General features: G+C 65.0%; 11 protein-coding genes. 4 read left to right on the top strand and 7 right to left on the bottom strand.

The features are described from left to right. Window positions 1–8 precede the first annotated feature (8 nt). A complete protein-coding gene (locus tag LB566_RS02380) occupies window positions 9–590 on the bottom strand; it encodes a VOC family protein (protein ID WP_140549302.1) in 582 nt (193 codons plus the stop codon). A 323-nt stretch (window positions 591–913) separates the two neighbouring features. Here LB566_RS02380 and LB566_RS02385 point away from each other — a divergent pair, with 323 nt between their 5' ends. Together LB566_RS02385 and LB566_RS02390 are read left to right on the top strand one after the other, a co-directional pair. Beyond that, window positions 914–1801 (top strand): DMT family transporter, encoded by an 888-nt coding sequence (locus tag LB566_RS02385; RefSeq protein WP_224622864.1) that lies wholly within the window; start codon window positions 914–916, stop codon window positions 1799–1801. A 55-nt stretch (window positions 1802–1856) separates the two neighbouring features. Beyond that, window positions 1857–2759, top strand: coding sequence for a DMT family transporter (locus tag LB566_RS02390; protein ID WP_224622866.1), 903 nt, complete (start codon window positions 1857–1859; stop codon window positions 2757–2759). 169 nt (window positions 2760–2928) lie between these two features. On the opposite strand, the gene LB566_RS02395 is transcribed toward LB566_RS02390, so the two are convergent. Further along, window positions 2929–3792 (bottom strand): LysR substrate-binding domain-containing protein, encoded by an 864-nt coding sequence (locus LB566_RS02395; protein ID WP_224622868.1) that lies wholly within the window; start codon window positions 3790–3792, stop codon window positions 2929–2931. Window positions 3793–3905: 113 nt separating this feature from the next. Between LB566_RS02395 and LB566_RS02400 the strand changes: the two genes are divergently transcribed. Next, window positions 3906–4313: a tautomerase family protein gene (locus LB566_RS02400; RefSeq protein WP_140549306.1), complete on the top strand. Its 408-nt coding sequence runs from the start codon at window positions 3906–3908 to the stop codon at window positions 4311–4313. Between the two features lie 135 nt (window positions 4314–4448). Next, a complete protein-coding gene (locus tag LB566_RS02405) occupies window positions 4449–6671 on the top strand; it encodes an AMP-binding protein (protein WP_224622870.1) in 2223 nt (740 codons plus the stop codon). Window positions 6672–6786: 115 nt separating this feature from the next. On the opposite strand, the gene LB566_RS02410 is transcribed toward LB566_RS02405, so the two are convergent. The 5 genes from LB566_RS02410 to LB566_RS02430 form a co-directional block, all read right to left on the bottom strand. Beyond that, window positions 6787–7605, bottom strand: a complete 819-nt coding sequence (locus LB566_RS02410; protein ID WP_140549308.1) for a CDP-alcohol phosphatidyltransferase family protein — start codon at window positions 7603–7605, stop codon at window positions 6787–6789. 3 nt (window positions 7606–7608) lie between these two features. Then, entirely contained in the window at window positions 7609–8307 is a 699-nt protein-coding gene (locus LB566_RS02415) for a phosphatidylserine decarboxylase (protein ID WP_224622872.1), read from the bottom strand. 174 nt (window positions 8308–8481) lie between these two features. Next, entirely contained in the window at window positions 8482–10365 is a 1884-nt protein-coding gene (locus LB566_RS02420) for an ABCB family ABC transporter ATP-binding protein/permease (protein WP_140549310.1), read from the bottom strand. Between the two features lie 25 nt (window positions 10366–10390). Continuing rightward, a complete protein-coding gene (locus LB566_RS02425; protein WP_224622874.1) occupies window positions 10391–10738 on the bottom strand; it encodes an ArsR/SmtB family transcription factor in 348 nt (115 codons plus the stop codon). A 110-nt stretch (window positions 10739–10848) separates the two neighbouring features. Then, a complete protein-coding gene (locus tag LB566_RS02430; protein ID WP_224622876.1) occupies window positions 10849–12228 on the bottom strand; it encodes a LysM peptidoglycan-binding domain-containing protein in 1380 nt (459 codons plus the stop codon). Between the last annotated feature and the right edge of the window lie 105 nt (window positions 12229–12333).

The following is a 12333-nucleotide window of genomic DNA, read 5'->3' on the forward strand; positions in this document are numbered from 1 at the left end:
TTCAAAAATCAATATGGATTGCGCGGCGTCCTGTCGGCCGACAATGTCGCGCGCGAGCGCTCGACCAGCGCCTGGATGGCGTCGGCCAGATGCGCCTCGGCGATGTTGTAGTCGCCACGCGCGACGCGGAGCTTGTGCGCTTCCATCAGCACGTCGGCATGGCCAAAGCCGGCCGGCGGCTCGAAACGGTAGGAAGCAAGTTCGATCAGCAGGCCGAGCGGATCCTCGAAATAGATCGAATCCATGAAACCGCGGTCCTTGACGCCGCTGTGCTTGATGGCGCGCTCGTCAAGCCGGGCGACCGCCTGCAGGAAGGTGACGCGCGACACGGCAAAGGCGATGTGGTGGACGCAGCCGGTGTCGGTCGGGGTGCGTCGCTTTACCGGCGTACGGGTCTCGTCGGTAAAGATGGTGATCAGCCGCCCGTCGCCGGGATCGAAATAGAGATGGCTTTCAGTTGCCTTGTCGAGGTTGGGCTGCTCGAAAATGAAAGGCATGCCCAGAACGCCTTCCCAGAAATCGATCGATGTCTGGCGACCGGCGCCGACCAGCGTGATGTGATGTACGCCTTGCGATTGCAGTTTCTGCATTGCGTTCTTCCCCCGATCTCGGCGTCTCGATGTCCGTAACTGCCGGCTGTCAGGGCCCGCTGCCATGATGCGAATGGCGTCTCTTATGCGAGCGCTGGCTTCCTGATCCGCACCGTTTCCCTGGCCCGCCGAGCCTTGCGCGCCGGCTTTGTGAGACGATGCTAAACCAATCAGCCGCGACGCGCCAGAAGTGGCATCAGGAGTCACCCTGCCCCAACGCAAGCATGGCGCTGGAGCAGCGCCTTGCAAGGTTTCGCCCCTATAGCTGGCGAGAGCGGAGCCGACAGGGGCCGGAGCCGTTTTCACACAAGGCCGCTTGCCGCATGGCCGACGTCGCCATTCTCGAAACACGCGAAAGGGTTCTCGCAGGTATCCTCCTGACCGGCGCCGCCTATTTGCTTTTTTCGACGCAGGACGCTTCGATCAAGCTGCTGGTCGCCGGCATGAGCGTCTGGCAGATCCTGTTCTTCCGCAGCATCACCATACTGACCGCCTGCGCGGCGATCGGCGGGCGGCATCTCTATGCGGAGACGGCGCGGTCGCCGATCGTGTGGCCGATGCTGTTGCGCAGCGTCTTCACCCTGGCGGCCTGGCTCTGCTACTACAATGCGGCGCGCAGCCTGCAGCTCGCCGAACTGACCACCGTCTATTATGCGGCCCCGATCATCGTCACCGTGCTTTCCGTGGTGATGCTTGGCGAAAAAGTGCCCATGCTGCGCTGGCTGGCGGTGGCGATCGGCTTCGCCGGCGTCTTCGTCGCCTGCGATCCTGCCCATCTCGGCCTGTCCGTGCCGGTGCTGCTGGTTCTGGCCGCCGCTTTCCTGTGGGGCATCGCCATCGTGCTGTTGCGCAAGACAGCACTTGCCGAGCGCTCGATGATCCAGCTCCTGCTCAACAATTTCTATTTCCTGATATTCTCGGCGGTGCCGGCGCTGCTCTGGTGGCAGACGCCCGGCTGGAGCGAACTGCTTCTGCTTGCCAGCGTCGGCGCGCTCGGCGGCTTGGCGCAGTATCTTCTCTTCGAAGGCATGAAACGGACGCCGGCCTCGATCATCGCGCCGCTGGAATACACCTCGCTGTTGTGGGCCTTCGCGCTCGGCTTCGCCATCTGGGGCGACGTGCCGCGCCGCGAAGTGTTCTTCGGCGCTGCTCTCATCATTGCCGCAGGGCTGCTGATCGTGGGCGGCGAGCATTTCCGCAAACGGCTGTGACGGGCCAGACTGCTGACACTACGACGTCAGGACAGAACCACGTAGATTGGCTTTCATGACCGACGTAGCAGCCGCCACCGACACCGCAGAACGGACACTTGGCATCATCCTGGTGTCGTCGTCGGCGGCGGTGTTCGGGCTGACCGGTGTGCTGACCAAATCGATCCATGCCGATCCGCTGACCATCACCTGCTGGCGCGGCCTCGTTGGCTTCATCCTGATCAGCCTCTATGTGCTGTGGCGCCGCCACCGCTCCGGCAAGCGCGAAACGCTGCGGCTCGGCTGGCGCGGCTGGCTGCTGGCGGTGGAAGGCGCGCTGGCCAGCATCGCCTTCATCTCCGCCTTCAAATTCACCTTCGTCGCCAATGTCACGGTCATCTACGCGACGTCGCCTTTTATTGCCGCGCTGCTCGCCTTCCTGCTGGTGCGCGAGCCCTTCCGCCTGCAGACGATGTTAGCCGCCGCGGTCTCGCTTGGCGGCGTCGCGGTCATGGTCTGGTCGAGCTTCGGTACCGGCAATCTGTTCGGAGACGGACTGGCGCTGCTGATGACGATCGGCAGCGCGCTCTACATGATCATGGTGCGCGCCTTCCGCGACACGCCCGCGGTCTGGGCAGGCGCGGTGTCGGCCCTGCTGTTGTTCATATTTGGCTGGTTCGTCACCGACCCGCTTGCCGTCTCGGCAAGGGACGCCGTGCTGCTCGTCGCCTTCGGCTCGAGCTTCGCACTCTCCTCGATCCTGTGGACGGAAGGCGCGAGGCTCATCCCGGCGGCTGAATCCGGCCTGCTCGGCTCTGCCGAAGTGCCGTTCGCCATCCTGTTTGCCTTCCTGTTCCTGGCCGAGATACCGCCCGTGGCCAGCATGATCGGCGGCGCGATCGTGCTTTGCGCGGTGTTTGCCCATGCCGGCCGCGACTGGCTGTCGGCAAAGCAGCAACAAGCGCCAGGTCCGTTGTGAAAGCCGAGCCCAAAAAAATTTGCGCAGTCACGGAACCATCATCCGGTTCAGGCATTGTTGAGCCGACGGACCACCCCCCCGAGTCCCCCCAAACCCCTCGGTCCGTCCTACTCCAAGCCGATCGCAAGGTCGGCTTTTTCTTTGGCCCGCGCCGGAAAACAGACCGCTGTCAGCCAAAAAGTCCTGGCAGTGCCAGGCCGGCGCCGAGCAGTGCGGCCAGGTCCCGCGCCGGGTTCTCGGCATTGGCGCGCAGCCGGATGGCGAATTCAGCAACGGGCACGGGCGGCAGGTCGAATATGTGGGGTGCTTCGACAATCCCGGAATGGGCAAAGCGTGCGGTGCGTAGCGTCAGCGCAATGCCGGCGTTGACCGCCGTGCGCAGGCCGGCCAGGCTGCCGCTGCCGGCCGCGATGCGATAGCGCCGGCCGGCCGCATCGAGCGCCGAGATTGCCGCTTCGCGGAAGCCACAATGCGGATCGAGCAGCGCAAGCGGCAATTCGTCCTGTCGCGCAGCCAGCCCTTTTTGCGAACACAGCCACACCATCGGCTCGCGCAGCACGCCGATTTCGTCCGGCGTCGCCGCCTGCCGCATGACGATCGCCAGATCCAGGCTACCGCCCTGAAGGGCTTGCGCCAGTTCGGCGGAGCGGCCGACGCGCAGCTCGATCCTGACGCGTGGATGGCTTTCGGCGAAGGCACGCAGCAGATCGGGCAAGCCACTGTCGGCGAAATCCTGCGTCGTGCCGATCGCGATGCGTCCGTCGGCCTTCGCGCCCTTCAGGCCGAGCCAGGCTTCACGATGCGCTGCAAGGATACGCCGGGCGTAGCCGACAAGCTCCTCACCGGTCGGCGTCAGGCCGCGCCCCCTGCCCTGCGGCGCCAGGAGCGGTTCGCCGACGGCCTCTTCCAACCGCTGCATCTGCGCCGTCACCGCCGACGGTGAACGGCCAACAACAGAGGCCGCCTGCGCCAGCGAGCCGCCGTCGGCGAAGGCGAGGAATGTCCTCAGGAGGTCGGGATCGAGCATTTTCATAATTCGATATTACCGAACTATTATTTAAAAACAATTCGATTTTCATGACTCATGGCTGGTGACATGGTTGCGTCATCGGCTGACAGAGGCCGCCCGAACCAAGGAGAAGGACAATGCCCATCATCAACATCAGCGTCACCGGGAAGCCCGACGCCGCGCTGTCCGCCAGGATCGCCAAGGAGGCGACCGAACTCACCGCAACACACCTTCGCAAGGATCCGACCATAACGGCGGTTGCCGTCTCCTATCTCGATCCGCAGCACTGGTTCGCCGGCGGCACATCGCTGGCCGAGCATGGGACCAATACGTTCTGGCTCGACATCAAGGTGGTCGACGGCACCAACACCAAGCTCGAGCTGGAAGCCTATCTCAAGGCGATCTTCGCCGCCTTCGGGCGCCTGCTCGGGTCCGTGCACGAAGAAAGCTACGCCTTCGTCCATGAAGTGCCGGCCGCCGCCTACGGTTATGGCGGCAAAACGCAGGAATTCCGCTTCATCAGCGGGAGACTGAAGACGGCGTAAAGGATGCCGCTTTTGCCCGTCCCTTCGTGAGAGGCGGCAGGAGGCCTTCCGCATTGACCTTGCCCGCACATCGTCTAGGTTCTTGCCGAAGCGGCCGCAGAGCCGAGGTGCAAGGAACGTTGGGAGAGACGCGGCATGATCCTGACACTGGCGCTGCTTGCGGGTCTGGTCGTGGCCTGGCTGCTGATCGGCGTGGTGGAAAAGTTCCGCCTCGGCCTGCGCTTTGCCCAGGCGCTGCTCTACGTGCCGTTCAAGCTCGCCTACCGGATCAGCGACAGCCGCATCGCGATCGCGAGCGACGCGGCGGCGCCAGTCATCTATGTCATTTCACATCAGTCGCACTTCGAACCGGCGCTGATGCTGTCGCTGCTGCCTGACGACACGCTGCACATACTCGATGGAGCCTCGGCCAAGGCGCCATGGCTGGAGCCGTGGCGCGAGCTTGGCCGCACCATTGCCTTCAACGCCGAGCACGTCTTCGTCAGCCGCAGGCTGGTGCGCGTGCTGAAGGGCAAGGGCCGGCTTGCCGTCTACCTGCCGGACGCGGTCGAGCCCGACGTCAAGTCGTTCCGGCTGTTTCGCGCTGTCACGCGCATCGCCATGCAGGCCGACGCCCGCATCGTGCCGATCTTCGTCGGCGGCGCCCGCGACCTTCCGGTCTCGTTGACGCCGGCCAGCATCGCGCCACGGCGCTGGTTCCCGCGCCTGTCGATCAGCGCATTGGAACCAATGACCATAGCCGAGCTGGTGGCGCGCATTCCCGACCAAGCCTCGAACACCAACGCGCTGTTCGACCGCTTCGCAGAGGCCCGCTTCGCAGCCGCCGATCTCGATCGCGGCCTGTTCCTGGCCATGCGTGACGCCGCAACCAGGGTCGGCGCATCGCATCCGATCATCGAGGACGTCGTCTCGGGGGCGCTCAGCTATCGAAAACTGTTTATCGGCGCGCGTGTGCTGGGCAGGCGTTTCGAGGCGGTGACGGCGCCCGGCGAAGCGGTCGGCCTGCTCCTGCCCAACGCCAATGGCGTGGTGCTGTCGTTCGTCGGGCTGCTCTCGGCCGGTCGGGTGGCCGCGATGATCAACTACACCGCGGGTCCGGCCAGCGTCACCGCCGCCATCCGCACGGCGGTGATCCGCACGGTCGTCTCGTCCCGCGCCTTCATCGAGAAGGCCGACCTCGGCGATATCGTCGCGGCGGTCGAAAAGGGCGGCGCGAAGTTTCTCTGGCTGGAGGATACGCGCGCCGGCCTGACGGCGCTGGAGAAGCTTGCCGCCGCCTTGCTGTGGCGCTGGCCGCTGCAGCGCCAGGACGCGGCCAAACCCGCGGTGATCCTGTTCACCTCCGGCTCGGAAGGCACGCCGAAGGCGGTGGTGCTGTCGCACAAGAACCTCTACGCCAACGCCATGCAGGCGGAAGCTCGCATCACCATCTCGCCGGCCGATATCCTGCTCAACGTGTTGCCTGTGTTCCACTCCTTCGGACTGACGGGCGGCACCATCCTGCCGCTGGTCACAGGGGTGAAACTCTTCCTGTACCCCTCGCCTCTCCACTACAAGATCATTCCCGAGATCGCCCGTAAGGTGAAGCCGACGGTCATGTTCGGCACCGACACTTTCCTCGCCAATTACGCGCGGACCGCCAAGGACGGCGATTTTTCCAGCCTGCGCTTCGTCGTCGCCGGCGCCGAAGCGGTGAAGCCGGAAACCCGCCGCACTTATCGCGAGCGTTTCCAGGCCGAGATCATCGAAGGCTTTGGGCTGACCGAGGCCGCGCCCGTGGTCGCCGTCAACACCGCCATCCATAGCCGCGACGGCACCGTCGGGCGGCTGCTGCCGGCCATCCGCATGAAGCTCGAACCCGTCGAAGGGATCGAGGGTGCCGGCCGTCTGTGGCTCGACGGTCCGAATATGATGATGGGCTACATGACCGCCGACCGGCCGGGCGAATTGCAGCGGCTCGACGGCTGGCACGACACCGGCGACATCGTCTCGGTCGACCGCGAGGGCTTCGTCACCATTCGCGGCCGGGCCAAGCGTTTCGCCAAGATCGCCGGCGAGATGGTGTCGCTGGGTGCGGTCGAGATGCTGGTGCAGTCGCTGTGGCCGGAAGAACGCCATGCCGCCGTGGCGGTGCCCGACAAAAGGCGCGGCGAGCGCATCGTGCTGGTCACCACCGCCGACGATGCAAGTGCCGAGGAACTGCGCCAATTCGGCAAGAAAGCCGGGGCCGCCGAACTGATGGTGCCCAACGACATCGTCAAGGTGGAAGAGATCCCGGCGCTGGGCTCGGGCAAGACCGACTATGTGTCGACCCGTAAACTGGCCATCGATCGTCTGGGGCTGAGTGCGGCGGCGTAGGCGGCCAGAAGGGGTCGTCTCGCATAAATCGCACGCCTGGGCGGAAAGCGTTGGCGCTCAATGCACCCTCTGTCGCTTTCGGCGACAGCTCCGCCTTCAAAGAGGGATAACAGCGTTATCCTATATCCGAAGGCGGCACCTGCTCGCCTTCCAGCCTGGCACGCTTCGAATAGGCACGCACGCTGAAGGGCAGGAAGAGGAGATAACCGGCGACGGAGGCCGTCAGCGTGTACCAGGGATAGGTCATCAAGAGCAGAATGTAGAACACGACACCCAGGATGACCGGCAACACCTTGTCACCCGGCACCTTGACGCTCTTTCCCGAATAGACCGGCAAACGGCTGACCAGCAGGAAGGCGACCAGTATGGTGAAGCCGGTGGCGATGAAGGCGGCCGGGCGGCTGGGCTCCAGCCCGAGCCGCAGGAAATACAGATAGAGCGGCAGCATCACCAGCACGGCGCCCGCCGGCGCCGGCACGCCAACGAAATATTCGGTCTGCCACGCCGGCCGCTCGGCCTTTTCCTCGTCAAGAACATTGAAGCGGGCGAGCCGCATGCCGCAGGCGATGGTGAACAAAAGGGCGGCAATCCAGCCCGGCGATCCCGCGCGGTCGAGCAGGAAAGCGTAAAGCACCAGCGCGGGCGCCACGCCGAAATTGACGATGTCGGCCAGCGAATCCATCTGCGCGCCGAATTTCGATGTAGCCTTCAGCATCCGCGCCAGACGGCCGTCTATGCCGTCGAGGAAAGCGGCAAGCAGCACCATGACGACCGCGGGCTCGAAGCGGTTCTCGAAGGCGAAGCGGATGCCGGACAGGCCGGCGCAGATGGCGAGCACCGTAACCAGATTGGGCAGCACCATGCGCATCGGGATTTCGCGGATGCGCGGGCCGCCGCTGGCATGCGCCTCGAATTTCTTGAACGGCGCGCCCACCGGTCAGGAGATCCGCACGAGAGGCGTGGCGGCGACACCGCCGAATTCCGCCAGCACCGTTTCGCCGGCGACCGCCGTCTGGCCGACGGCCACGCGCGGCGTCGCCGCTTCCGGCAGGAAGACATCGACGCGCGAACCGAAGCGGATCAGGCCGAAGCGTTCGCCGATGGCGATCGAGCCGCCGGCCTCGGCCCAGCAGACGATGCGCCGCGCCACGAGACCGGCGATCTGCACCGCCGCGACGGTGCCGTTGGGGCTGTCGATGACCAGCCCGTTGCGCTCGTTCTCGGTACTCGCCTTGTCGAGTTCGGCGTTGAGGAATTTTCCGGGCCGATGCTCGATACGGGAAATCTTGCCGCGCACCGGAGCGCGGTTCACGTGGCAGGAAAAGACGTTCATGAACACCGATATGCGGGTCATTTCGCCACTGCCGAGGCCAAGCTCGCGCGGCGGCACGGCCGGACCGACCGCCGAAATGACGCCGTCGGCGGGGCTCACCACCAGACGGTCGTCGACCGGCGTCACCCGCTCGGGATCGCGGAAGAAATAAGCGCACCAAGCGGTGAGGATGAGCCCGATCCAGAACAGGATCGAGGAGAAATATCCGAGGAAAAGCGTGCCCGCGCCGAAGGCGGCGATGAACGGATAGCCCTCGCGATGGATCGGTACGAACGCGTTCTTGACCGTATCGACAAGGCTCATGGGATGGGGCAGTCCCTGTTTCAGGTCCGGCCTCAATAACCGAAACACCCTCCGCCCGCAACGCGACAATGGGAAGGGGTGTTCCAGCTGGCAAATACGGCGCCAGTACCCTTCAGCCGTCTGGACGCCATGCGCCGATCCACCTTCTTCCACGAGGGAGAAGGAAAGCGGCCGCTAAGACAGCTCCGATGTGCGCCTGCGCACCACTATGCCCAGTTCGTCGCTTTCGCGGGCAATGCGCAGACGCTCCTCAGCTTCGGTCGCCTCGCGCTGGCGGTCCCACATCGAGGCGTAAAGCCCGTGCTTGCGCATCAGGTCGGCATGGGTGCCGCGTTCGGCGATCTGGCCGTCCTTGAGCACGATGATTTCGTCGGCCGTGATCACCGTCGACAGCCGGTGGGCGATGACGATGGTGGTGCGGCCCCGGCTGACCAAGTCGAGGGCAGCCTGGATCTCCTGTTCGGTATGGCTGTCCAGCGCCGAGGTCGCCTCGTCGAGCATCAGGATCGGCGGCGCCTTGAGGATGGTGCGGGCAATCGCTACGCGCTGCTTCTCGCCGCCGGAAAGCTTCAGACCGCGCTCGCCGACCATCGAGCGGTAGCCTTCGGGCAGCCGCTCGATGAAGGGGCCGATCTGGGCGAGTTCGGCCGCCTTGCGCACCTCCTCCTCGCTGGCGCCGATACGGCCGTAGCGAATGTTGTAGGCGATGGTGTCATTGAACAGCACGGTGTCCTGCGGCACCATGCCGATCGCCGCGCGCAGGCTCTCCTGCGTCACCTCCCTGACATCCTGGCCGTCGATCAGCACCTGGCCCGACTGGATGTCGTAGAAGCGGAACAGCAGCCGCGAGATGGTCGACTTGCCCGCGCCCGAAGGGCCGACGATGGCGACCGTCTTGCCGGCCGGCACCTCGAAGCTGACGCCTTTCAGGATCTTGCGGTTCGGGTCGTAGGAGAAATGCACGTCGCGGAATTCGACCTTGCCGGCCTCGATCGCGAGCGGCCTGGCACCGGGCTTGTCGACGATCTCCTGCGGCACGTCGAGCAGGTCGAACATCTGCTCGATATCCGTGAGGCCCTGGCGAATCTCGCGGTAGATGAAACCGATGAAATTGAGCGGCACCGAGAGTTGCATCAGCATGGCGTTGATGAAGACAAAATCACCGACGGTCTGCGTGCCGCCCTGCACCTCGAGCGCGGACATGCACATGACGATGACGGTGCCCAGCCCGTAGATGACGCCTTGGCCGAAATTCAGCCAGCCGAGCGACGTCCAGATCCTGGTCGCCGACATCTCGTAACGCGCCATGGAGCGGTCGAAGCGCTCGGCCTCCATGGCCTCGTTGTTGAAATATTTAACCGTCTCGAAATTGAGCAGAGAGTCGATCGCCTTGGTGTTGGCGTCGGTGTCGCTGTCGTTCATGTCGCGGCGGATCGAAATGCGCCAGTCGCTGGCGCGAACCGTGAACCAGACATAGAGCCAGACGGTGACCGCCACCACGGCTACGTATTTCCAGCCATAGGTGTAGGCGAAGATGCCCGTGGTCAGCGCGAATTCGAGGATGGTCGGCGCCGTGTTGAGCATGATGAAGCGCACGATCGTCTCGATGCCCTTGGTGCCGCGCTCGATGATGCGCGACAGGCCGCCGGTGCGCCGCTCGAGATGGAAGCGCAGGGACAACTGGTGCATGTGGACGAAGGTGCGAAAGGCAAGCTGGCGCACCGCGTACTGGCCGACGCGGGCAAACAGCGCGTCGCGCAACTGGTTGAAGCCGAGTTGCACGAGCCGCACGACATTGTATGCGACAACCAACATGACCGGGGCGAGCAGGAAGGCGGGCAGCGGCGGCGTCGATTTGCCGCCGCCGGCCAAGGCGTCGGTCGCCCATTTGAAGAAATAGGGTCCCGCGACCAATGTCAGCTTGGCAACCACCAGCAGAATTGTCGCCCAGGTGACCCGCGCCCGCAGATCGGCACGATCCGCCGGCCACATATAGGGCCAGAGGTTAAGCAGCGTCTTGAAGGTCGGGGAATCGGCGGAGACGGTTTTTTCGGCCACTTTTCTTGCCTTTTGGGTGAGAGGGTCAGCGGCTGGTCGAACAGGAAACGACGAGCGCGCTCAGCGAAGCCGACACGCCGGCAAGCGCGGCTTGGTCCACCTCGTAACGCGAGCGCTGGCGGTCAGGCGCGAAGCGCACCAGCCCCGCCTCGACCAGGATCTTCAGATGCTGCGAGACGGTCGACTGGGCGAGATCGAGATGGTCGACGACGTCGCGACAGCAGCAGAAACCGCTGGCAGACAGGCGTTTCAGGATCTCGATGCGCGCGGGGTGCGAGAGCGCGGCGAGGCGGGCAGCGATGGAGTGGCTGTCGGTGGTGCAAGAGGTTGGCGCGCTCGTCGCGCGGTCCGGTTCAGGCAGGGATTCGGTCATCGTTCATCGGCGATAGACGATGAACAGTGACGAGGCAAGCTGGCCGGATGGGGAGATTGCAGGCGAAGGGCTGCGAAGGATCGGCTTGCAGCCGTCCCGTTGACGCTTGCCTACTCCGTCTTCGCCGAATTCGTCGTCATCTGGTCACCCATCGCCTTGAGGTCGGCGGCCTCACCTTCCTTCGACCGTGGCGGGACCTTGAACACCTGTCCCGGCCAGATGCGGTCGGGATTGCGGATCTGGTCCTGGTTGGCGAGATAGATCGTCGAGTAGCGCATGCCGTAACCGTAAACGCGCCGCGAAATCCGCCACAGCGTGTCGTGACGGCGGATGATCACGGCGCCATCGGCATGTTCGAGCTTAGGTGAAACGGTCTCGGCCACATCGGAAGGCGGCGTGGCCGCTGCATCGGCCGGAGCCGGTTCCGCCGGGTTGGGCGCGACAGCGGCGGGCGCTTCAGCGGCAGCCGACGGTTCAGCAGGCTTTGCATCGGCCGCCTTGGATCCAGCAGGCGCCACGGCGGCGACCGCCTCGCCCGGTTCGCGCTCGAACGGCACGGCGGCGCGGGCCACCACCTTCACCCCGTCGGTATCGAGGCCATCGACACGGATGGTGTAACTGCCGACCGGTACGTCGCGCCTCGCCTCAACCAGGAAATGGCCATCCGGCGATGTCTGCGCCTCGCCAAGCAGGATGTCGTTGGCATAGGCGCGCACCTTGCGGCCCGGGTCGGCGAGGCCGGCGACAAAGATCTTGCTGCCGTCAATCTCGACCGCTTCGACGACGATCTTGGGTTCGGCCACGGATGCCGCGGGCGGCGTTGTCGGCGCCGCAGGAGCAGGCGTTGCTTCGACGGCGGCGGACGCGCCTGGCGCCGGAGCCGCGGCTGCAGGCGCTTCCGGTGTCGTCTGCGGCTGGGGCACGGTCAGCAGTTCGGCCGGCTTGCCCGGTTCTTCGACCATCGCCAGCACCTGGCCGCTCGCATTGGCGGGAATGGAGACGACGGCCGTCTGGGCCGAAGCGGTCACGACATCGCCGGCGGTGGAGCGCAAGGCAATCGTATAGTCACCGGGCTTCAGCGGATCATCGAGCACGATGACAAAGGCGCCATCCGGACCGGCGACCGTCGAGCCGATCACGGTCGAACCGTTGAGGATCTCGACCTTTGAATTGGGCGCGGCACTGCCGGCGACGACGATCGAACCATCGCCTTCGACGCGCACCACGTCGAAGGTCGGGGCGATCGGACCCGCGACGGCAGGCGCGGTGGCCTCCGGGGTGGGAGCGGCCGGTACCGCGGCCTGCGGCAGCCGCGCTTCCGTGGCCGGATTGGCAGGCTTCGGCGCCACAGGCGGAGCCTGCGCCGCGACGCCCGCCGGCGGCGTGCGATTGAAATACGGGTCGAGCGCGCCCGACACATAGGCGGTTCCCGCGACCGCGACGGTCCCACCCGCCGCGAACAGAAACGCCTTCAACGGATTGATCGCCATCTACTTCCCTGCCCCTTAGCCACCTAACGCCGGTCTAGCCTGTTTTACCATCACCGACAAGAAAAAGCCCGGACTTCTCGGCCCTTAGGGCTTGACCGCGCTTTC

The sequence above is a fragment of the Mesorhizobium sp. CA13 genome, assembly GCF_020165235.1.
Classification (GTDB): domain Bacteria; phylum Pseudomonadota; class Alphaproteobacteria; order Rhizobiales; family Rhizobiaceae; genus Mesorhizobium.